Source organism: Pseudomonas sp. NPDC087358 (genome assembly GCF_044900785.1).
Lineage (GTDB): Bacteria > Pseudomonadota > Gammaproteobacteria > Pseudomonadales > Pseudomonadaceae > Aquipseudomonas.
The window spans coordinates 193050-215296 of record NZ_JBJDOA010000001.1; the positions used below are offsets into that span (position 1 = coordinate 193050).

General features: G+C 53.6%; 22 protein-coding genes and 1 tRNA gene. 2 read left to right on the forward strand and 21 right to left on the reverse strand.

All coding sequences use genetic code 11. The features are described from left to right. Positions 1-93: 93 nt before the first annotated feature. The 7 genes from ACI2KS_RS00835 to ACI2KS_RS00865 form a co-directional block, all read right to left on the reverse strand. Positions 94-387: a YcgL domain-containing protein gene (locus ACI2KS_RS00835; protein ID WP_404616507.1), complete on the reverse strand. Its 294-nt coding sequence runs from the start codon at positions 385-387 to the stop codon at positions 94-96. Further along, complete coding sequence (gene rnd, locus ACI2KS_RS00840) at positions 384-1517, reverse strand: ribonuclease D (protein ID WP_404616508.1); 1134 nt, start codon at positions 1515-1517, stop codon at positions 384-386. Before rnd ends, ACI2KS_RS00835 begins: the two co-directional genes overlap by 4 nt. A gap of 138 nt (positions 1518-1655) precedes the next feature. After that, entirely contained in the window at positions 1656-2318 is a 663-nt protein-coding gene (locus ACI2KS_RS00845; RefSeq protein ID WP_404616509.1) for a class I SAM-dependent methyltransferase, read from the reverse strand. Then, positions 2311-3960, reverse strand: a complete 1650-nt coding sequence (locus ACI2KS_RS00850) for a phosphoethanolamine transferase (RefSeq protein ID WP_404616510.1) — start codon at positions 3958-3960, stop codon at positions 2311-2313. Before ACI2KS_RS00850 ends, ACI2KS_RS00845 begins: the two co-directional genes overlap by 8 nt. 262 nt (positions 3961-4222) lie before the next feature. Then, complete coding sequence (locus ACI2KS_RS00855; RefSeq protein ID WP_404616511.1) at positions 4223-5893, reverse strand: GMC family oxidoreductase; 1671 nt, start codon at positions 5891-5893, stop codon at positions 4223-4225. A gap of 132 nt (positions 5894-6025) precedes the next feature. Then, complete coding sequence (locus tag ACI2KS_RS00860; RefSeq protein WP_404616512.1) at positions 6026-7714, reverse strand: NAD-dependent malic enzyme; 1689 nt, start codon at positions 7712-7714, stop codon at positions 6026-6028. 288 nt (positions 7715-8002) lie between these two features. Beyond that, positions 8003-8302, reverse strand: coding sequence for a hypothetical protein (locus ACI2KS_RS00865; protein WP_404616513.1), 300 nt, complete (start codon positions 8300-8302; stop codon positions 8003-8005). Positions 8303-9134: 832 nt separating this feature from the next. Between ACI2KS_RS00865 and ACI2KS_RS00870 the strand changes: the two genes are divergently transcribed. Continuing rightward, on the forward strand, positions 9135-9851 hold the full coding sequence (locus ACI2KS_RS00870) for an autoinducer binding domain-containing protein (RefSeq protein WP_404616514.1): 717 nt from the start codon (positions 9135-9137) through the stop codon (positions 9849-9851). A 209-nt stretch (positions 9852-10060) separates the two neighbouring features. Here ACI2KS_RS00870 and ACI2KS_RS00875 read toward each other — a convergent pair whose 3' ends face one another. From ACI2KS_RS00875 to ACI2KS_RS00905, 7 genes are read right to left on the reverse strand one after another with little or no spacing between them, the layout of a single operon-like run. Then, on the reverse strand, positions 10061-11326 hold the full coding sequence (locus tag ACI2KS_RS00875; RefSeq protein WP_404616515.1) for a cupin-like domain-containing protein: 1266 nt from the start codon (positions 11324-11326) through the stop codon (positions 10061-10063). A 12-nt stretch (positions 11327-11338) separates the two neighbouring features. Next, positions 11339-12658: an MFS transporter gene (locus tag ACI2KS_RS00880; protein ID WP_404616516.1), complete on the reverse strand. Its 1320-nt coding sequence runs from the start codon at positions 12656-12658 to the stop codon at positions 11339-11341. Beyond that, on the reverse strand, positions 12655-13818 hold the full coding sequence (locus ACI2KS_RS00885) for a ThiF family adenylyltransferase (protein WP_404616517.1): 1164 nt from the start codon (positions 13816-13818) through the stop codon (positions 12655-12657). The genes ACI2KS_RS00880 and ACI2KS_RS00885 overlap by 4 nt, the downstream gene beginning before the upstream one ends. 1 nt (position 13819) lies before the next feature. After that, positions 13820-14095 carry a hypothetical protein gene (locus tag ACI2KS_RS00890; protein ID WP_404616518.1) on the reverse strand — a complete coding sequence of 92 codons (276 nt, stop codon included), beginning with the start codon at positions 14093-14095 and terminating at the stop codon, positions 13820-13822. After that, on the reverse strand, positions 14092-14862 hold the full coding sequence (locus ACI2KS_RS00895; protein WP_404616519.1) for an aKG-HExxH-type peptide beta-hydroxylase: 771 nt from the start codon (positions 14860-14862) through the stop codon (positions 14092-14094). The genes ACI2KS_RS00890 and ACI2KS_RS00895 overlap by 4 nt, the downstream gene beginning before the upstream one ends. A 7-nt stretch (positions 14863-14869) precedes the next feature. After that, positions 14870-15535 (reverse strand): TfuA-like protein, encoded by a 666-nt coding sequence (locus tag ACI2KS_RS00900; RefSeq protein WP_404616520.1) that lies wholly within the window; start codon positions 15533-15535, stop codon positions 14870-14872. Then, on the reverse strand, positions 15532-16755 hold the full coding sequence (locus tag ACI2KS_RS00905; protein ID WP_404616521.1) for a YcaO-like family protein: 1224 nt from the start codon (positions 16753-16755) through the stop codon (positions 15532-15534). Before ACI2KS_RS00905 ends, ACI2KS_RS00900 begins: the two co-directional genes overlap by 4 nt. A 665-nt stretch (positions 16756-17420) precedes the next feature. Here ACI2KS_RS00905 and ACI2KS_RS00910 point away from each other — a divergent pair. Then, entirely contained in the window at positions 17421-17645 is a 225-nt protein-coding gene (locus ACI2KS_RS00910) for a hypothetical protein (protein WP_404616522.1), read from the forward strand. Positions 17646-17665: 20 nt separating this feature from the next. Here ACI2KS_RS00910 and ACI2KS_RS00915 read toward each other — a convergent pair whose 3' ends face one another. The 7 genes from ACI2KS_RS00915 to ACI2KS_RS00945 form a co-directional block, all read right to left on the reverse strand. Further along, on the reverse strand, positions 17666-18304 hold the full coding sequence (locus ACI2KS_RS00915) for a hypothetical protein (RefSeq protein WP_236437471.1): 639 nt from the start codon (positions 18302-18304) through the stop codon (positions 17666-17668). Between the two features lie 9 nt (positions 18305-18313). After that, positions 18314-18661 carry a hypothetical protein gene (locus ACI2KS_RS00920; protein WP_404616523.1) on the reverse strand — a complete coding sequence of 116 codons (348 nt, stop codon included), beginning with the start codon at positions 18659-18661 and terminating at the stop codon, positions 18314-18316. A 258-nt stretch (positions 18662-18919) separates the two neighbouring features. Then, entirely contained in the window at positions 18920-19810 is an 891-nt protein-coding gene (locus tag ACI2KS_RS00925) for a hypothetical protein (RefSeq protein WP_404616524.1), read from the reverse strand. 301 nt (positions 19811-20111) lie between these two features. Next, the gene (locus tag ACI2KS_RS00930) at positions 20112-20711 is read right to left on the reverse strand and encodes a DUF4326 domain-containing protein (protein WP_404616525.1); all 600 of its coding nucleotides are present in this window, start codon (positions 20709-20711) and stop codon (positions 20112-20114) included. After that, on the reverse strand, positions 20708-21151 hold the full coding sequence (locus ACI2KS_RS00935) for a DUF488 family protein (protein ID WP_404616526.1): 444 nt from the start codon (positions 21149-21151) through the stop codon (positions 20708-20710). Before ACI2KS_RS00935 ends, ACI2KS_RS00930 begins: the two co-directional genes overlap by 4 nt. 2 nt (positions 21152-21153) lie before the next feature. Next, positions 21154-21834 carry a dual OB domain-containing protein gene (locus ACI2KS_RS00940; RefSeq protein WP_404616527.1) on the reverse strand — a complete coding sequence of 227 codons (681 nt, stop codon included), beginning with the start codon at positions 21832-21834 and terminating at the stop codon, positions 21154-21156. Between the two features lie 240 nt (positions 21835-22074). Then, positions 22075-22164, reverse strand: a tRNA-Ser gene (locus ACI2KS_RS00945). Positions 22165-22247: the final 83 nt, after the last annotated feature.

Sequence of the window (22247 nt, forward strand, 5' to 3'; positions counted from 1 at the left end):
GTGCTGAAGAACGGGTCTTCACGCCAACGGGTCATGCCAGACGCAGACAGCGGTCCGGTAAACCCCTGCAACGTGTCGCAGGGTCGAGGTCAGTCACATCGGGTCGTTGCGGCGCAGCAACTCTTCGGGCAAATGTTCGATGTACTCGTCTTCGGCCGGTGGCATCTGCAGGTGATAGCCTTGTTTTTCAAGGTTGGCCAGGACCGCATGGATGTCTTCACGGGCCAGCGCGCGCTCTGGCGTCAGCACCAGGTTGAAGGCGTGCTGCGGCTTGCCGAAGGCGCTGAGCAATTCCACCGGCACGCGCTCGAGCGCATCGCTCTTGAGCACGTACAGGTACATCTCGTTCTTGCGCGGGCTGCGGTAGATGGAGCAAATACGTTTCAAGGCTGTTCTCCGGCATTGGCCAGGCTGTCGAGCAGCATCTGACCCATCAACTCGCGACGCCAGCCACGCAGCGAGTCGGGCAGTTTATAGGGACCGTCAGGAAAGCCGGTCTTGAGCAAGGCTTCCAGCGTCTTCTTGCGCAACATCAACTCCGGTGCCATGTCCAGGCGCTCGGCTTGCTGCTGGCCAAGGCTGCGCAGGCCCTTGAGTACATTCGATGCTTCGATGGGAAGCGGCTCCGGCAACGCCGGGGGCCACAGATCAGGAGAGACGCTGCCAGCCTTTTTGATCAGCTCGAGCAGGAACTCGCCATCCTGGCGCACCGTCTTGGGGTGCATGTCTTCGATTTTCGCCAGCGCTGCGAGGTTATCCGGCTGGGTCTTGGCAAGCGGCCACAACGATTGCTCGCGCAGCACTCGATTGCGCGGCTGGTTGCGCAGACGAGCCTGCTGTTCGCGCCACGCACACAGCTCACGCATCACCGCCAGTTGCGCCCGGGACAGCTTCCAGGCGAGCTTGGCGTCGCGATACGCATCGTAGGGATCGGTCTCACGGCGCAGGTTGGCGACCAGATCGGCGCCGTCCTCGAGCACCCAGGCGTACTTGTCATCGGACAGGCGCGGACGCAGCAGGCTGTAGACCTCGGCCAGATGCACGGCGTCTTCGGCGGCGTAGCTGATCTGGGTCTCGGATAACGGACGTTGCAGCCAGTCCGAGCGGGTTTCGCCCTTGGGCAACTCGATGTTCAGTATTTCCTGGACCAGGCGTGAATAGCCCATCGAAAAACCGAGATTGAGGTAGGCGGCGGCCAATTGAGTATCGAACAGCGGTACCGGCAAGGTGCCGGTGAGGCGCAACAGCACTTCGAGGTCTTCGCTACAGGCGTGGACCACCTTGATGACGCTGGTGTTTTCCAGCAGCGCAGACAGTGGTTTCCAGTCATTGATCAGCAGAGGATCGATCAGGTAGGCGCGCGAGCCGTCACCGATCTGCAACAGTGCAGCAATCGGGAAGAACGTATCGACACGCATGAATTCAGTGTCGAGGGCGACAAACGGCAGCGTTTGCCATTGTGCGCAATGTTGGGCGAGGCTGTCGTCGTCGCGAATCCAGTGAATATCGATGGCCACACGGCTCTCCCTTGAAGAATGGCGCGCAGTATATATCGCTATAGGCGTTTACCGGGCATCCCTCCTGCAAGTCTCGAACAACTTCATCTTTGCTGTTCAGCGAACAAGGCCTTTACGGCCGACCGTCCATCGGCTCGGTCAGCCGCTCTTGCGCAGAACGTAGACACGCCACATGGCGTAGCCTGGCAAAAAATCGTGATGGTCGACGATGGTGAAACCGCTTTGCAGAAACTCCGACTCGATGTCGGCGCGGCAGACCACGAAGCGATTACGCTGCGCTGGTGCGCCATCCTCACCCAGGCGACTGGTCTGCTGGCGCTTGCGCCGCCAGGCTTTGATGTTGCCATCGACCCAGAGAGCGACGATCGCGGTGTCACGGGTGACCCGGTGAAATTCTTCGAGAATCGCCAGACGCTTTTCACTGTCGGCCACGTGATGGAACAGCCGCATGCAAAAGATGCAATCGACGGCGTTGGCCGACAAACCGATGGAGAATGCCGAACTCTGGAAGGTTCGTATCCGCTTGCGCACCTCAGCCGACGATTGCGCTTCGGCGATCTCCAGCATGTCGGTCGAGGGGTCGGCTGCCAGGATCACCCGATTGGCGTGTTCAGCCAGCACCGGCCAGAAACGCCCCGCCCCTGAAGGCAGGTCCAGTACCAGCCCCGGTTCACCGGCGTCGCGCAGCGCCTGGCGAGCCAGCTGAGCATCGCGCCACAGGCTCAAGCGCCGGGTCAGCCCCTGTTCGTGATGCCGGACGTAATGTTGCACCTGATTGGCGCCGCTGGCCTGATCATTCATTGGCCAGTACCCCGTCCGTATATATCCCCCGGCAGCCGGCGAACATATCCAGCGCCGGGTTATAAACGTTGGTATGAACCTGCAACAGCCCCAGCATGGAGTGAAACAGGTTGTCCTGGCTCAGCGGGGCATTTCGCTCTTTTTGCAAACAATGGGTATCGACGGCAAACGCCTGCTGATAGTTATCGGAAAACCAGGCGATCATCGGCACATGTTTCTGTTGATCCGGCGCCAACATGTAAGGGGTGCCGTGCAGGAACAGATTGTACTCACCCAGCGATTCACCATGATCGGACAAATACAGCATGGCGGTGTCGACCTTGTTCTGGTTATTGCGCAGGATATCGATCAAAGAGGCCAATACGTGATCGGTGTACAACAGGGTGTTGTCATAGCCATTGATAATACTTTCGCGCGAGCAATTATTCAGCGCGTTGCTCTCACACACCGGAGTGAATTTTTCAAACTCCTTTGGATAACGTTTGAAGTATTCCGGGCCATGGCTACCCATCTGGTGAAGAACCAGCACGGTGTCCTTGTCCAGGTTATCGATGAAGCCTTGCAGGCCTTGCAACAGGATCTCGTCACGGCATTCGTCGCTGGCGCACAGCACAGGGTCCTTGAGATTGCTGACGTCTTGCAACGTCACGCGGTCGCAGGTGCCTTTGCAGCCGGACTGATTGTCACGCCAGATGACGTCCAGGCCGGCGCGCTTGAGCACGTCGAGCATGCCCTCTTCGTTGCGCGCGGTGGTGGCGTCGTAATCCTTGCGCCCCATGTTGGAGAACATGCAAGGCACCGACACAGCGGTTTCGGTACCGCAAGAGTGCACGTCAGTGAAGGTCAGTAGCCCCCGCTCCTGCTTCAGTTGCGGCGTGGTATCGCGGTTGTAACCCAGAATGCCAAAATTCTCGGCGCGGGCACTTTCACCCACCACCAGTACCGTCAGCGACTTGCGCTTGTGTTGCTGCCAGTCGCTGGCAAGACTGGCGTCCTTGCCGATCGTCACGAAGGGCTGTTGCGCGGACTTCACTTGCTCGCTCACATAGCCTACGGATGCGCCGATGTAATTGCTCGGCACCACCATCAGACGCAGTTCATGGTGATTGCGAAACAGCGACGACAACCCTTGGTAGTTCATCAGCGCCACGCCGCCGATCACCCCGGCGCACACTGCGCTGACCACTACTTTGCTCAGCACTTCGCGAGGCCAGCGACGATAGTTGACAGGGATCTTCCAGACAATCAATGAAGGCACTACACCCAGCAGCAGCAAATAGGCTGCCAGTTTCAAAGACAACAAGTCACGAACTTCAGTGGCATTGGTCTCGGCAAAGTTGCGAAACATCCCCGCGTCGATCATGACACCGTACTGGCTCATGAAATAAGCCACCCCGGCACTGATCATGAAAAGAACGATCAACACCGGTTTCAGTACTTTCTTGAAGGCAAACAGGGTCAGGAAAATATTGAACACGCAGAAAATCATCACGGCGAAAGCGCCGCGCAACAAAAGGCCCTTACCGTCGAAGTCGGTGATGGCGAACAGGTGCTGCCAGAGCGTCAGGTTGAACCCGAGCAACAGGAAGACGCTGGCGACCACCGTCACGAGCTCCGGACGAACTGCTTTTAGGTTGAGCATGAGGATCTGCTTGGCTGGAAGGGCAACGTCGATCAAGAGAAAAGAAACTCTTTCGACGTCGCAAACTTTAGGCAGCAGGCCATCAATTTTTTGTGAAAAGGATGAGAACAAAAGGTCTGGTTGGGATTCTTTTGTTGTGCGAATCGACCTCAACTTTAAAGGCTAGTGGAGACGCTGCTTGTAGGAGTGAGCTTGCTCGCGCTAGCGTCAGATCGGCGAACCGTGCGCTGACTGACCCGCTCAATCGCGAGCAAGCTCACGCCTAGAGGGTCTCGGCGCTCAATACCGAAGTCGTGCCTGCCGCAGCCTTGACTGACGCGTCTTTTAACAGCGCATCTTCAATAATCATCTGCGCAGCCTTCTCGGCGATCATCACCGTAGGCGAGCAAGTGTTGCCTGAGGTGATGGTCGGCATGATCGAGGCATCCACCACCCTGAGCCCGACGATGCCGTGGACACGCAGGCGCTCGTCCACCACGGCATCCGGGCCCTGGCCCATTTTGCAGGTGCCGACCGGATGAAAAATGGTGGTGCCGATGGCACTTGCCGCCTCTCGCAGTTGGGCGTCGGTTTGCAGGCTGGCGCCAGGCAGGTACTCCACCGGCTCGAAGCTGGCAAGTGCGGGGGCGGCCGCAATGCGACGGGTCAGGCGAATCGCATCGGCGGCAACCTTCAGATCGTGCTCATGGCTCAGGTAGTTGGGCCGGATGACCGGCGCGGCATCGGCCAGCGCCGAGCGGATCTCAACGTTGCCGCGGCTTTGCGGGCGCAGGTCGCAGACCGATGCCGTGAACGCAGGAAAGCTGTGTAATGGCTCGCCGAAACGCTCCAGCGACAACGGCTGCACGTGATACTCCAGATTCGCCGTCGCCTGTTCCGGGCTTGAGCGGGCAAAGGCGCCCAACTGACTGGGAGCCATCGCCAGCGGTCCGCTGCGGTTGAACGCATAGCGCAGGCCCATGTGCATCTTGCCCAACAGGCTACCAGCCATCTGGTTCAAGGTATGACCATTGCTCACTTTGTAGATCAATCGCAGCTGCAAGTGATCCTGAAGATTGGCCCCGACGCCGGGCAGTTCGTGGCGCACCCCGATGCCGAGCCTTTCCAGCAGCGGTCGCGGACCGATGCCTGAGCGCTGCAATACCATCGGTGAGCCGATCGAGCCGCAGCACAGAATGATTTCGCGCCTGGCCCGCAGCTTTCGCTGTTGATTGCCGATATTGGCCAGCACCGCACTGGCCCGGCCGTTTTCGAATTCGATGCGCGAGACTTCGGCGCCAGTCATCACGGTCAGATTCTGCCGTTGGGCAATCGGCCGCAGGAACGCCTTCGAGGCATTCCAGCGCACGCCGCGGCGCTGGTTGACCTGGAAGTAGCTGCAACCTTCGTTGTCGCCACCATTAAAATCGGGGATCGATGCGATGCCTGTCTGCGCGGCGGCCTCGCGGAAGGCGTCCAGCAAGGTCCACGACAGGCGTTGCTGCTCGACTCGCCATTCACCTTGTGCGCCATGCAGGTCAGAGTCGCCGGCGTAGTGGCTTTCCGAGCGTTTGAAGATCGGCAACACATCCTGCCAGCTCCAGCCCTTGTTGCCCTGCCCCGCCCACTCGTCGTAGTCGCGGGACTGGCCGCGCATGTAGATCATGCCGTTGATCGACGAGCAGCCGCCCAGCACCTTGCCACGCGGGTAGTTCAGGGCGCGGCCATTGAGGCCAGGCTCGGCTTCGGTCTTGAAGCACCAGTCGGTGCGCGGATTGCCGATGCAGTAGAGATAGCCCACCGGCACATGAATCCAGGGGTAATTGTCCTGGCCCCCCGCTTCGAGCAGCAGCACACGATGCGCAGGATTGTGCGACAGCCGATTGGCCAGCAAACACCCGGCAGGGCCTGCGCCGACGATCACATAGTCATAGAGCACACTGTCCGTTTGCATGCGTCCCTCGTCGATCTTGTTGTTTTTATCGAAGGTCCATCCTGATGTCTTTTGCCGCAAAACAAAAGACCGCCGCATGTTTCCATGGGGCGGTCTTCATGAGGCGATAATCGTCTGTAGGGGTTGGGTCAACTACACCGCGCTACGACGGTAGCTGCGATAGTTCGGCATCCAGAAGTTACGCTCGATGGCTTCCACCAGCATTTCCTCAGTGGTCTCCAGCGCCATGCCTTCGGCTTGCGCCTGCTTGGCCACGGCCAGGGCAATCTTCTTGCTCACTTCCTGGATCTCCTTCAACGGCGGCAGTACCGCGTCGCCTTTGCCCGTCACCATCGGTGAGCATTCCGCCAGCGCATTGGAGGCCGCCATCAGCATCTTGTCCGTGATACGCGTGGCTTTCGCCGCGATCACACCCAGGCCGATGCCCGGGAAGATGTAGGAGTTGTTGCACTGAGCGATATGGAACGTGCGGTCGCCCACAGTCACTGGGGCAAACGGACTACCGGTGGCCACCAGCGCGTCGCCGTTGGTCCAGGTCAGGACTTCCTGCGGCGTGACTTCGACTTTCGAGGTCGGGTTGGACAGCGGCATCACCAGCGGCTTGGCGCAATGCTTGTGCATCTCGCGGATGATTTCTTCGGTGAACAGCCCGCGCTGGCCGGACACTCCGATCAGCACGGTCGGCTTGCCATTGCGCACCACGTCCAGCAGCGCCGGATAACCCTCTGCGCTCGCCCAGCCGGCCACGTCGCCAGACTGTTGCGCGAGGTTCTTCTGGAAGTCCAGCAAGTTGTCCATGCTGTCGGTCAAGAGACCAAAACGGTCAACCATCATCACTCGCTTGCGGGCTTCGGCTTCGCTCAGGCCTTCGATCACCATGGCGGCGATGATGTGCTCGGCAATCCCGCAACCGGCGGAACCGGCGCCCAGGAACACCACGCGCTGCTGGCCCAGGGTTTCATTCTTGGCCTTGCACGCCGCAAGCAAAGTGCCCACCGCGACCGAAGCGGTGCCCTGGATGTCGTCGTTGAAGCAGCACAGCTCGTCACGGTATTTTTCCAGCAACGGCATGGCGTTAGTCTGGGCGAAGTCTTCGAACTGCAAGAGCACGTCCGGCCAGCGACGCTGCACGGCCTCGATGAACAGCGCGATGAAATCTTCGTATTCCTTGCCGGTGACGCGCTCATGGCGCCAGCCCATGTACATCGGGTCGTCCAGCAGCTCTTTGTTGTTGGTGCCCACGTCCAGCACGATCGGCAGCGTGTAGGCCGGGCTGATCCCGCCGCACGCGGTGTACAGCGACAGCTTGCCAATCGGGATGCCCATGCCGCCGATGCCTTGGTCACCCAGACCCAGAATTCGCTCGCTGTCGGTGACCACGATGATCTTGATCCGGTCTTTGGTGGCGCTGCGCAGGATATCGTCGATGCGATCGCGCTCTGGGTAGGAAATGAACAGACCGCGGTGGGTGCGGTAGATCTTGGAAAATTCCTGGCACGCCTGACCCACGGTCGGGGTGTAGATGATCGGCAGCATCTCTTCCAGATGCGAGTCCAGCAGGCGGAAGAACAACGTTTCGTTGTTGTCCTGGATCGAACGCAGGTAGATGTGCTTGTCCAGATCGCTCGCGCACTGCTGGTACTGGTTGTAGACGCGGGTCACCTGCTCTTCGATGGTTTCAACGTTCTGTGGCAGCAAGCCGACCAGGTTGAAGTCGATACGCTCTTGCGGCGTGAACGCGCTGCCCTTGTTGAGCAGCGGCATCTCCAGCAGCGAAGGGCCAGCGTAGGAAATATATAAAGGTCGCGAGGTCTTGGTCATTTTCAGTGATCGCCTTTTCTCTGTTTGCTCTATCAATTGGAAATCGAAACGACGCCCCGGAGGTCGATGTTTCACGACACTCAACGCAGGATCCGTCCGAAGAAATGGGGAGATGAAAAATCAGGGTGCCTATCTTACTCGTCTCGAAGCCATTGCGACATTTTGTCACTCGTTCGATTGCGAAATGATGGCGCAAGGCGATGGGGATTGAACAGTGAAAGAGTTGTCAGCGAGGACGGCCACACGAAAATCAGTCATTTGATAAGCACCGGGCACATCCTCACGTCGTTATTTGGCCAGGTAATACTGCAGACAGTCACTCATGTAGCGTTCCTGTATGACAGCAACCGGCAGCTCGGATCTGGAGTTGTAGACGTTATCGCTGATGGCTTTGGTCATCCGCGGCATCCACGGCTCGGAGTGCGCGACGCTGTCGAAGCTCACCAGGAAATCGCGCCTGGAATGCCCTGACAGCACATTCTCCTGCGCAAGCCCGGCAACGCCCCGCCCCCATTTGCAGCGGGCGACATAACGATCGTCCAGCCCCGAGAAATCGTCGTCCGCAACCACGGACAACGACAGAGACATCAACAAACCCACTTGAAACACGCTCTATTTATTCACCACAACGCCCCAAAAGCGGACTATCACTACTGTAAAACAGCGGCGAAAGAGGCAAGTTCCAAAGCATTTTCCGCGCGCAGGAGCACAGACTCTGGCGCCAGAAAACAGCGCTGGAGATCCGGTGGATTGCAGGGAGACAAGCCGCCGTGCGCCCGGTGGCGCGCCTCTGACGGGAGCGTAAGGGTGATAATGATTTGGACTGGCCAAATATTGTGCCACCCATTTCGACCCGGAAATCATTTTCCGCGAATTCACCGGACAGGTGTGGGGCTGGCAAAAAGACCTGCATCGGCGATCTGGTCAAGGGCATCAAGGACGGCAAAACCGCGTGAGGTGTTCATCTGCCACGTCGCGGACCATTAAGTGGCATTCGCCGAAACCGACAGCCAACGCATCTCGTACACCGCAGGCGTGCCGCGCCTCCATAGTCCATCGCGGCTCAGCACAAACAGGCTGAAGCGGACAAAGTCGCGCAGAGGCTGGGGGATAATCGCGACAGTGATAGGCTACTGAAGCGTCTGATTCGAAAACAGCGGCACTCCTGATGCCGACCAAACCTTCCTAATCGCGATCAATGAAGCCTCCAACCACACTCACGCGCAGTAAAAAAATTGGCGCATTCATAGCCTCCCAAGGCGGCTAGCGGGCTCAGACTGATGAATATTGGATTAGAAGATCAAAAATCTGCGACGCAGTACCTAATACTTCAAAAAAATATTGAGAAAGAACATCAAGCGTTGCACCCGTTGCACAGGGCCAACTATACTGACCTGTATGCCAAAAAAGGTGTGAATATATGGAGAGGTACTTATCATGGAGCAGACAACTCGACCAGAACGCCGCATGCATTATTAATGTAGAGGATTTCATTGAATACTCAGTGACTTTTTCAAAATCGATAGGCTTCGATTTTTTTGTTTATGCAGTGTGTGAAGCTGTTCCATTCACGCGGCCAAAAATGCATGTATTTAGCAACTACCCCACACCGTGGCTTCAACGCTATAAAGAGAGTAACTATGCAGTCGCTGATCCAACAATACGGCACTGCAGATGTTCAAACGAGCCTCTGCGTTGGAGCCAGGAGTTGTTCGATGGTTGCCCACAGTTGTGGAGCGACGCCAACGACCACCAGCTGCGCATTGGCGTTACACAGCCCTCCTGTAAGGTCGGTGGCGGTATTGCGCTGCTTTCCCTGTCCCGAACCAACAAGACCATTGACGATACAGAATTTGAAACCCTCAAACCAATTATTAAAGCTTTCACTGAAACGGTGTGTAGCTGGATATTCAAACTGGACGAGACACTCAATACTCCATTGGATATCGAGCTTAGACAAAAAGAGAAAGAAGTTCTCAGATGGGCGGCGGATGGGAAAACATCTGAAGAAATAGGCCGCATCTTGAACGTAACCGCTGACACAGTTAACTTCCACCTGCGCAACGTTCAAAAAAAACTTGGCGCCTGCAACCGTGTTCAAGCGGTTACTTATGCAGTTGCGCAAGGATACCTATAGTAATGGGCGGGGTTAGCAAATTCGGGATAATTCTACCCAAGACGCTTCCACGACACCCTGCTATTTAGAGCAGGAGCAAACAGGGTTAGAGATGTCTGAGGTCCTGGTAGACACAACTAAACTAACCAAACACACCAATAGTCCCTTGAGTACATGCCGGGCCAACACGCCATAACGGCTGTCGACACCGCTATGGCGAGATAGGAGTTTCAAGCACTCACGTCGATGGCGGCCTGAACATATAACCACCGGACTACATCCACTGTGTCTTCATCGTCGGGTTGCCCGGATAACAACTGCGTCACTGCCACTAAAGCGCCGTGCTGCAATAGCGTGACCAAGGGTCGTATCGCCCGGAACCGTGCTACATGCAGCATCGCTCCCCCGGCGAACAGCAACCCGGCATCTGGTTCCAATGCCAGCAAAAACAGTGGACTGTCCAGTCTTGCCCGGATTAGCAGGCTTGACCACTCCAGGGCATCAGGACGGTCCAAAGTGCGATCCCTGATAACGCCGTTGGAAGACAACTTCAAAAGCATCTGAATTTTGCTGTTATCCCTGATCGTGTCAATAAACCGTGTCGCTTGGGTGGGTAACTGCACCTGCGCCAGCGATTCAAATACCGTACTGGGCAGAGGACCTAGCGCATTCATCGGGGCGCCACTTGCCTCAGAAGCAAACGAAGCCTTGATCGGGTTCTCACAGAAACCCCGGACGGTGCCCTGGCTGAACATCCCCACCGATACCGTCAAAGTGGTTTCAAGTTCGTCCAGTTTGTTGTAATGCCACCAACCAGCCGGAATGAAGAAAATCTCACCCGCAGCGATCTCGTACACGGTTGCATCGGCCGCATAAGGGCTGATATCGACGTGCCCGAAACACACACCATTGAGCGCGGACTTTCTTTCCAAGACCCTACTTTCGAAATAGGAAGGCGGCCACATCATCATGCGCTTACGGCCATACACCGGAAAAAGGAAAGTATCGCAAGAGTCGTTGTGCAGACCAATCCAAGTCGAACGGTATCTGCCACCGATGAAGACCGCATTGGCGCCAGGATATGGCACCCCATAACGTTTGGTGTAGCCATAGGTGAACGCCCGTAGCTTAGCGGCCACGGCACTAGAGTGCTTCAGGCAATAATCGCGAGTAAACGTGATCCCCTCAGCGTTGTTTTGCGCTGCGAACTGCCTGACAAATGCTTCAAATCCCTCAAAGTGAACAGGAAACTCGGGTATTGAAGGTTGCTTGAGCATTTTGCCGTCAGCATTGACAGTCATGTCTCCCGATTCAATGACATTCTTTGCCAGATAAAAAGCATCCTCCAGCGTTAACAGTTGATCTATCAATGCACTCTGTTCCATCACCACTGGTCGCGACTTGTCGTGTGAAACGCTGACAAAGCTTTCCCAAAAAGAAGCGGGGACCGTGGGTGTGTTGGTTGCGATGAAGCGTGCGGTGATCGTTGAAGTCATCGTTCATTACCTTCAATCCGGGAAAGCATCAGGGTAAATATCCTTGTAGATGTTTTTTATCTGGTCATCGCTCATGCCAAGAACCCGCACCAGCGCAGTGTTGAACATACACGGAACAGCCGCCAGGATAACGATCGCGCCGAGGATCGCCATGGCGTAACTCACACCCAACATGCCGGCAAACGCGCCACCGATCAGAGTGCCAAATGGGATGACCATTCCTGAAACAAACGACGTCGCCGAGCCGATTCGATTTCTATAATTATCCGGCGTCGCCAGCATTCGCACTGTGGATGTATTGACTGTGACCATGACCAAGCCGATGCCACCGATAAATAGCAGAGGTACGGTAACGCTGGCGAACCACCATGGATGAATGTGAAAAAAATGGGTGAAGATTCCACTGCCAAACATAGCTAAGCCGACCAAAAGGAAACCAGCGAACACTACGTACGGCCTGCCCCAACGCTGATTTGCACGAGCGACCCACGTCAGGCTTCCTACCAGCAAACCCAATGCAAACGCCCCTTCTGTGAGCGCAATCAACCACAGGTCCTTGGGGAAGTAGCGATTGATCAGGACCGGAAACAGGACCGCAAACAGTGGATATAGTGAAAAATTCACGATAAATGCGAGTACGCTCAAATTCCATTCGGGCTTGACCAGATAGAGCGCGTTAAACCCCTCTCGGGTGCGCTGGTACCAGTGCGCGAAATATGATGCCTGCCCAGAGCCTGGGCTGAAGCTCCTTACCGGCGCCCTGACGCAGACGATCAGCGCGAGCGCCGCTAGTCCTGCAAGGGTATTGAGCCACAGCGTGCCCAGCACACCGAGAGGCCCCAGCAGGATGCCTGCGGCAAGAGGCCCCATCAGGGCTGAGGACGAGCCAACAATACTTCTGAGCCTTACGGCGTCGCTTAGCCTTTCTGGTGGCACCAAGGCGGGCGTCAAACTCATCTGCAGCGGCTCGCGAATGCCTATGCTGACGCCGGAAACCGCCAGGCACAGGCCAATCAACAGCGGTTGATAGATATCCAGCGTGCTCAGCGTGGTCAATACCAGTGTCATCACCGCGCTGGTCACATAGCAACAGAGCAGCAGCCGCTGTCGGTCATACTGGTCTCCCAGCCAGCCAAACACCGCGCGCGACAGCACGTCCGCCAAGGTCGCAATGGCGACGAAGGTAGAAAAGGCAATCGGGTTGCCGGTCTTTCCCAACACCCACCAAGCGATCGCAAACTGGCCGCAACGAGTGCCTATTGCATTAAGGAGCGCGGCGATCTGAATACGGTAGAAATCCCGGCCAAGCCCATTAAGCGACGAGCTATTCATCGTGTGCCCCCGGCTGAGTTCAAGCGCTCCTGGCATCCTGCGGCGACATAGGCATCCAGCCCCCCGGCCAAACTCCGGCAACGCCCTTCCCCGACGATCGCCTTGATGACGTACAGGGCCTTCACACTGCGCACGCCAGTTTTGCAGTAAACCACCGTATCGATGCCCTCCAGCGACTGTGGCAGGTGCAGAGAAAGCTCACTCAAGGGAATGTTGAGACCGCCAAGAGAAGTCTCCGAGTGTTCGTACTGGTCTCGCACATCAATCAGTTGCAACGGTCCTCCGAGCTGCAAACGCTGTTCCAACGCTCGGGGCGAGATTGAATACTTTTCGCTGATAGCCAGGCCGCAGCGGGCCTTTGCGATCTGGGGCTGAAAGATGGAGGGCTGCTCCCCGCTGAGGGGGTTACTTGATCGGTGACGCATCGTTATATTGCGCATCTGCAGACTCAGCGCATCAAACAATGTCAGCCTGTTGGCGAAAGACTCACCCAACCCCGTCAGAATCTTTATCGCCTGTAACGCTTGTAGTGAACCGATGATGCCCGGCAAAACTCCGAGTACGCCCGCCTCGCCACAGTTACCAGACAGGCCAACAGGTGGCGGCTCGGGAAAGATATCGCGCAGATTGGTGGAGCGCCGACCACCGGCATCCACAACGTTGAAAACCGCAATCTGGCCCTCGAACTGGCTGATCGAGGCATAGATCAATGGTTTCCCTGAAAGGTAGCACGCGTCATTGAGCAGGTACTTGGTGGCGAAGTTGTCAGTGGCATCAAGAATCACATCGTAACGTTGCACAAAGTCCATGACGTTGTGTTCATCGACCCGGTCATTGAAATGTTTGATGTCAATGTACGGATTGTTCCCAAGCAGTTTTTGCCGTGCTACTTCGCCCTTCGCCACCCCAATGTCATTGGCCGCAAACAGCAACTGGCGGTGCAAGTTGCTGATTTCCACTGTGTCGTCTTCGACAATACCAATTCGGCCAACCCCCGCCGCCGCGAGGTACATCAGCGCGGGGCAACCCAGACCGCCAGCTCCAACCACAAGGACACTGCCAGCCTTAAGACAGGCTTGGCCTTCGACGCCGAAGCCCTTGACCAGGAAATGCCGAGAGTACTGAGCTTTTTCTTCTTGACTGAATAATTCATCGTACATATCAGCCTCCGGCAACCGCACTTATGATCAGGGCTGTGGAGTGAGGCGTGAGCGGAACATCCTGCCACGGCTCCTCGTCGCCATACGGAATGTCGTCGATAATCAAGCTGACAAAAGGTTTCAGCCGATAGGTGTCTTCTGCGATGGCGCTGAACAACAACGGTTCGCCAAGTCGCAGTTCATCCATCAGTTGCCGGGCGTTCGTACACAATGACGTCCAGGATTTTCGGCCATCGGTAAAGTCCGAGAACTGGCTGGCGATGGTGATAAGGGTCATGATGGGATTCCTTCCGGGCAAATAGTAATGTCCTGATAGAAGTCATTCAGTGCGCGGGCCACCAGACTTCCCATGGGAGTAAAACAAGGTCGTTGCGCGGCAATGTCCAGGCAGCCGGCCAGATACTTGTGCAAGTAAGCTTGCCGCGCGGTCGAGGGCAAGTTGTTGTTCTGGCTGCGATAGAATTTCAAAGCCACTGCGGCAAAATGCGCGGCCGCCATGACCCCCCGCAATGTCTTGCCACTCGTTCCCGAGGGCAGCACATAATCCCTGGGCGCGTCTTCCGTTTGCAGGTCGTAAGCCTCCATGACGAAATTCAGCCAGATATGCGCGTGCTCATGCACTAGGGTTTCTTCCAGCGGAATGTGCGACTCAAATGCTCGCTGCCCCAGGTAGATCGTCTGTGGGATCAACGCACTGGTCGAACTGCTCATCGGCTGGACCAGCTTTCGGTAACGAATGGGGATCGCAAAAAAACTGCGCCAAGCTTCAGCCACTCGACCGATGCGGACAGTAGCTGCGGCAATTTCTTGTTGCTCCAGCGCCGAACAAAAAGTTGAGTCGAATTCATCGACCTGGCTTCTGGCAAGTCGCTTGAATAGCACCCGCGCATTCTCCGGATCCAGGTAATCGATCAACGCCTCGTGGGCATCCGGTGCCGCATTCCGCCGGCTGCATGCAACAGCGGTCAGTAGGGTCGCGGGGCGAGAACCATCGGTTATAAACGGCAAGCCGCCGATGATCTCGAAAAATGCTCTCGCATCCATCGTCCGTTCAATCCTTGCCCCCGGCGCACCAGCACCGGGACGCCAGAAAGTTGTGGAGGTCCTGACTCTTGAACCGATACGCGTTGAAGCCGGATAGCGCCTGTTCGACTTCTTGTATCCGCATCTTCCCGGTATCCAGCAATAGCCTTTTCAGCCGGGGCAGGGTGCGTTCGCCGTACCAGCGCTCCTTCAGGTCGGTGATGATTGCTTGAGCCCTTTCTGCGGAAAGAGCCTGCATTCCCTGCAATGCACTGACAAAACCGCGAATGTGAATCAGCGGCTCGGACAAGGCACGATAGGGGGCGTCGATTTCATGAACCAATGTCACCTCGTCGTCATCGAACTCAAGGTCCTCACAATACTGCCTGTAGACATGCCCGTAGCCGCGCATGCCCAACAAGCGCATCTCGCATGCTCGAATGGCCCCCATAGAAGCCAGCCCCCAGACGACCCAGCCTTCCTGTAAGGCGTGACGAATCTCTATATGGCCTACTGAGGGGAAGCTGTGGAAGGTGCCATCCACAATGGCGATGGTGCCCGGAACAGGGTACCGATCGATCAGTGCCGTGATATCGCCGCGCTTGGCGGGAGAATGCACCACGATCTTGTGCTGTTCGGCCAGCGTCTGCTCCAGTCCTGAACCCGTAGGTCCTACGAATAAATGCAGTTTCATGGTTCTCCGCCCTCGCTTGCGATGTAGCGGGACAGGCGGCGACCTGCGCGCTTGAGAGCCGGCTGGAACGACTCCATACCCGGAATGACAATCTTGACCACCGCGAGCGGCGAATCCTTTTTGCTCAGGACCACCCGCAAGACTTGGCTGAAGCCATTGTTTCTCAGCCGTTCGAGCAGACACTCAAGGGCTGAGTCGATGCTATGGATTTTGTGGTTGGCGTCTTCGATTGAGGAGTAGTCGACAGCCTGATGAGTGTCGTTGACGTCATGACGCAAGCGGGCGACGGCCTCCAGTTCTGCCTGGCGGCCATCGACGCTAAAGTATTTGAACCGCTCGATTAGATCGTCACGACCACCGTGAATGTAAGAAAGCCGCGACTGCGCGGCCTCTGCCAAGCCTCTTACGGCCGCTATATCGCGACACAGATGCAGGCCTGAGCCACAGGAGATCGCGATAGGCGCATTATCGGAGGGCTCCATAATGAACCCTTGGAAGTAAGGGAGCTTGATGACACTTGGGGTGTACCTGAGCACCGCCTTCAATCCTGACTGCTCGACCCGCTCAAACAATGGATCCAGCGTCTCGATCGCACAATCGCGTCGAACTAGACGAGAAGTATTTTTCATGAAGTTGAAGGCCTGGACATCGCGCTCGACGATTTCTGCTATGCCATGCACGCTGGCTTCTTCTACTGTGTTTCCAGAGCAGAGCCCGTTGGTGCTGGTGCCGAAAATACGCTGGCCCGGATTTTCGCTGAATGGAGAGAAAATCAGCTCGGCGGGAACTGCAAAAGTTTGCCCAGTTGCGATGTCGTGTCCATGGACACACGCCAATGGCCCGTCAGGGTCTATTGCCTTGCCGAGGAGGGGGCAAAAGTCGACGAAGTCATACACGAAATCCGTTTGAGCAGCGATTTTACGCGGCGTTGACAGAAATACATCAATGTTCCTGTTGCGATATTCTGCGATGGCAAACTCAATTGCTTCCATGTAGGCACCCACCTGCGCCTCCGCGGCGTGCATGCCTTTCCCCGCACTGACACACAACGACCCCTCAACCGCATCTGGCCGAATACTGGCGAAAACCGGAATACCAATTTTGTCCAACCAGGTTGTATTCGTGACTCGGGTTATGCCGAACTGCACAGCAAGTTGTCTGGCATGGACTAGGGTGTCAGACAGCGATGCCTTGCGCAAACTTGAAGTCATGCGATACATATTTTAGCCTGTGGGAACTTTAACATTAGGGGCGTGCTACTCACATATGCGAATAGCACCCTCTCAATCCTTTACTTACAGTCATCCTTAGCGTCGACAGAGATATTATTGTTGGACTCGTGAATAACGAACCCGGCCCGCATTTGACCCTCATCATTCAGAATATCGGCAAACGCTTCGATTACAGCAGCGTCGAGAGCGAAACCATCTTGTGTGTTTGCGTTCATGTAAACATCCTTAGATTATCAGGCGCCTTAATTGGCTTTTACTCTTTTGACGAGAGAAATCAACATTGCACGTGCGGCAATTCGAGTACCTCAAAAGAGTGACGAGGACTTTAACCAGTGCCAGCAGATCGCTCAACTACAAAATCTGGTAGGTTGGCCCGTGCGATCTGTGCTGATTTATTTCAATCTTCTGTATTTGGAGCGCAGTGTTGATCGCTGAAAAGGAGTAATGAAATATAAGTCGACCCCTGTCGCTTTTCCATCCAGGACGGTGGTTTGCAATCAATAAATCCGGTATGAAATAGCAGTAAATATCGAGGACCGGTCCGCTAGGCTACGAGCTATAGGGCTGGTGAGAAGCCGCTGATATGTAAGCGTAATAAAAGGCTTAAGAAAGAGAGGCATACCTGGAATTTTATATTTTCCAGAGCGCTAAGCATGCATCTGATCGGAAATGCGTTTAAACCGGCTGCCGCGAAAAACAGTACTCAGCGCAAAGAGAAATGCATGGCGACCGGGATCCGATATGGTCAAGAAATATCAATTAAAGCTTTATTTTATGTTGCTGTTCCGGTTTGGCACGTTATTTTTGCTTTGAAGCGAAGCGACCACCAGATAGCGGGCCACGCCCGGCTAATTAAAACAAAAAAAGCCCATTACTGAGCTTTTTCCGTTAGTCACTTTTATTCTAGCTTTTTGATCTGGTCAGAATCGGCGTTGGCCTGTTGGATCTGAGAATTTTCCATGCTGTGTATATTTATCGTGTTGTGCGTAATTGTTTCCGCAAGTTTTTGTTCTTGCTTTGAAAACGTCATTCCTTCGCCTAAAATGCCCCGTGATTCGAGATCTAATGCAAAATCCAATATCTTAGTTTTAACTGAGTCGATTATTAGCACCAATTGGTGAAGCGATGCGTGTAAAGCTGGCTCAAATTCTCGACTGATCAAGTCCATTATTATCTTCGCCTGCTCGGCGGGAAATTTAATTAGAAATGTTCCGCCTTTACTAGACTGAACAAGATTTTCGATCTGGCTGATGGAAATTTCCAGCTTACGAGTACACAGCAAATCCTGCCATTCTTTGTCATTAAGCATCACCGGATTCCAGCCGTTGTACGGGTTGAAAACCTTCAATTCGCCACTTACGGTCCTATAATCGGGAATTTGAGTATTGTCGTAGCCATTCAACTCGCCATTTAACCAATCTTCCAAATCTTTAATTTTCAACTTTCGTGAAACCAGCAGTGCCTTTCTGAGAAGATCCGTAATGTGAATCGTTCTATCGAGAGCGTCCCTTTGTAGTTCGAGTACCAGACTGTCCATGCGGTTCTCCTACAAACAAGCTATCAGCGGTAGCATGATCGGTATGTAGCTAGCGAGTACGCTGCCAGCGGCACCCTCTATGATGTTTTTGATCGACAGCAAGCATTCTTTAATAATGCCTTTTTTCGGTTTCGGAGCATTATTTTGTGTTTTTATGGTCTCAGCGTCAGCCAGCAATGCTTGTGCAGTGGCTTGATCTTGCACTTTGGAAATGTCACGGATGAAGGATTCCAAAAAATCATTCAAATCAGCTTGAAAAGAATTCTGCTCGATATTCTGAGTGGAATGCTGAACATCCTGTTGTACCTGAGAGTTTTCCATCGTTCCGACAGTAATGTTATTGGTCTTGTTTCCCATGGTCATCCCCTAATCACTTAAAGGCGTAGTGCCTTCCGCATACTCACCTGACTGGATCCCATAATCAAGCAGTTGGTCAGGGCATTTCGGCGTTTTCTCATACAGGTAGAAGTCCCTGCACTCGAAACCACTCCGATCTAAAAACGCACGGTTTTCGGGAGTCCAGCGACCGAGAAACACGCCTTTGACGTGGGGTTGTTTACAGATACCCTCGACAATGCTAGTCGGTCATCGCTAGCCGAAATTAAACCAGTAACCTCAGCTGCAAGCTGCAATTAATTGAGTGGCTAACGGCACGTAGTTGTTTAGCACACCACCGGCTGCTCCTTCGAGAATATTTTTTGCCGAAATGAGACATTCAAGAAAAACCGTCTTCTTCGGAGATAACGAGCTAAGTTGTGCTTTAATGGTGTCCAAATCGGCTTTTAGAGACTGCTTTGCTTCATCATCTTCATTCAGCTGGTTTATATCGCTTTTGACCTCAGAAATAAATCTTTTCAGGTCTTTTTTGAATTGGGCTGTTCCATAATACTGCATGGAATTATCGCTATCTTGCTGGATTTGCGAGTTGTGCATGCTGCCGATAGTTATTGTGTTGTAAGTAATTGACGCTGCAGCTGCTTTTTCTTCTTTCGAAAATCCCATCCCCTCTCCAAGAATGCCCTGTTTTTCTAACTCCAATGCGAAATTTAATACTTTATCTCTGACACCGTAAATTATATTTTTTAAAGTGCCCGGCTCGATCTGCAAGCCCGGCTCCATGCGAAAGCTCATGCCGCTCTGAAGCATCTCTGACATTTTTGGTGGAAAGGCAATCACGATACGATCATTATTTGCGGCGTGTTCGCAGAGTTTTCCAAGGGGTTGAGCTATTTTCCGAGTTGTTACCGTCTCTAAAATGTGTGCGTTGTCAATTGATAGGGGGATGTGGCCGTTCATATAGCTGTAACAAACAAGAGTGCCTCCTACATGCCTATAAGTGGGGATTTCGTAAATCGACCTGTAACCTTCTAGCTCGTTATCGATCCATGTCGAGATGGTCGGAGCATTCAGCTTCACCGAAACTGCTTTTGCTTTTCTCATGAGTGCCATGATGTGGACGGACTCGTTGAGTGCATCTGCTTGTAGTTCTTCTACTAAACCCGCCATACCTCATCCTCACTCTGTCATGTGGTCTCACTGCGCCCTGTCCACTGGCCTACCCGCAAGACACTACATCGAACCCACTTTCGACGTGGCACCATTCACCAAACAGATCCATGCGAAGCCACCGCACCGCCGCACGTAGAGACCTAACACGTATTCCGGCGATTTTTCGCAGGTACAAGTCCCTGCACTCAAAACCTCCCTGATCGAAGCACAGGAGCTTCAAACGCATCATTTGGGGCGGGTGCGTCAGGCATCGGACCACATACCCACGGAGTGAAAAAAATTTGGTATCAAGCGAGATTCACTTCCCATCGTCTTGGGAGTTAAGGTAGCTGGCAATCACATCACCATGACAAGCAGCGGGCTTGCAGTGACAACCGAGGGTCTTACCCCTAAGTTTTTCGATATTTTCATCAAATTTTTCGGGTAATTTCAGAAACCGCTTTTCGAAATCATACGCAAACTTGGCTATAACTTCATCGCGAGTGCCTTCTTTACCCATTTGATAAGGGTTGCCCCACAGGGTTCCTCTACCAATGTAAACATCGTAACTATCACCGGCATCTTTGTTTGAAACCTTAGTGATCTTTAGATTTATTAATCTAGTCGGTATCCGGTTGTTCAGCAGCTCATCATACAATGTAAAAAAACAATTTCTTTCTTCGTCTTGAAAAAGAATTGCATGTGTAACGAAGTTCAACGCTTCTTCATCTGAACTAAAATGAACAGTCAGCAATCCTTTGGCCGTCGAATATTTCTCGATGAATCCGTTTTCGTCACGCACAAAAAATAGCTCTACATTTTCAAGAGAGCTGATGATTTTATCGACCTTCCTTTCAAACTTTGAGTATGAAAGGAAATCGATGGGATATGCGATGAGAACTCTTGCCTCTTTTATCATACTAGGTCTTTTATAACCGCGTTAGGCTCATTCCACGCTTGCTTTAAATAATTTGCGACTAAGGTTCTGTGGCACTGATGCGGGAGATGCTCACTGCAAAGCAAGCATCCTTCATCAATTATTTCTGGTTTAATATGTCTTTCAATACTTCTTTTTGACATCAAATTGAGAAATTTATCTTCGTACTGTTGCCAAGTAATCTCTTTTTTCTGATACGGCGATAATATTTCCTTCGTCGGAGCTAAATCGGGGATATGTACATAATCCACATCGCAAAGCTCTTTGAGAAAATATTTCAAATCATCTTTTTTAGCGAAAGCGGCAAGCTGGGAAAAATTATTCAACCGAACGTCAACAATTCGCTTGGTGCCAGACAATTTAATCAGTGAGAAAAAACGCTCTGCTTTCTTCTCTGTGAAACCGATTGTGAAAATCTTCATTCTTATCCCCTGAAAATCTCTGCCACAATTTTCGTGGTATTTCCATTGGCAAATGGCTCTCCTAAGCTGATTGTCATCGCTTGGATATTTTTCAATTCATATTCGCCAATACCACAACCTCTAAAATAATCCTGTGACCAAATATCTGTCGTCGTAAGAGCGTATTTGACTCGATTATATCGAAAATGCAGCCGTATTTTAGTTTTGTCGTCTCTTTCTTTTGCAACAGTCACCGTCAGCAAACCACCATCCGGCTGAACCATCACGAGAGATGACGGCCTAGTTTCGGCTATTATTGGCCCCGAGATCTTATCGTTGGTTCCATACTCACTGTCGTCCCCATTACTCCAAAGGGCGTTTGGTGCATCTAGCCAGTTACAGAGGTTCGTCGGGTCGAGCTTGCCCAGCTTGACCCATCTGGGGCCGGAGATAATCAGATTTTCTTGCTGGAAGGTATTTGGCTCACGAGTCGTGAATTCTATGCGGATGACGTCTAGGATGTTCGCAAACTGGTTTTGGCCGTAGTTCATCTGTGCAAACGTAATCTGTCGGTGGCCGACAGTAGGACTCACCGGCCTTATCCACTCGCCTGATCGATCACCCCCATATATCTTCCCCGCGATGCATCGACCCCCGTGCTTCCACGAGTTTGCAAGACAGACCATGTCTAATGTGTGTGGCATTGACGGACCTCTTCCGTGATGGCTATGTGACGCAAATACTCCCTCCCCTACCGATCCAATGCAATCCTCTTTTGGTTCACCCTCTCTTTGCAGGTAGGGATTTCGAAGGCCGTAATCCACAGACAAAAAAAAACAGCGATTTGGTCGCTGCAGTAAGGCAATAAATTGCTACAAACTGCTGCTACAAATTGCTGCTTCTAAACCTTCGTAACTCGTTGATTTACAAAGGTTTTCGCGTAATGGCGGAGAGATAGGGATTTGAACCCTAGGTACTGTCGCCAGTACAACGGATTTCGAATCCGTCCCGTTCGGCCACTCCGGCATCTCTCCAACGGCGCGCATCATAACAGTTCTGACGTAGAACGCGAACTTTTTTTGAGGATTTTTCGCGTTCTTTCAGATGCTTGCGTGAT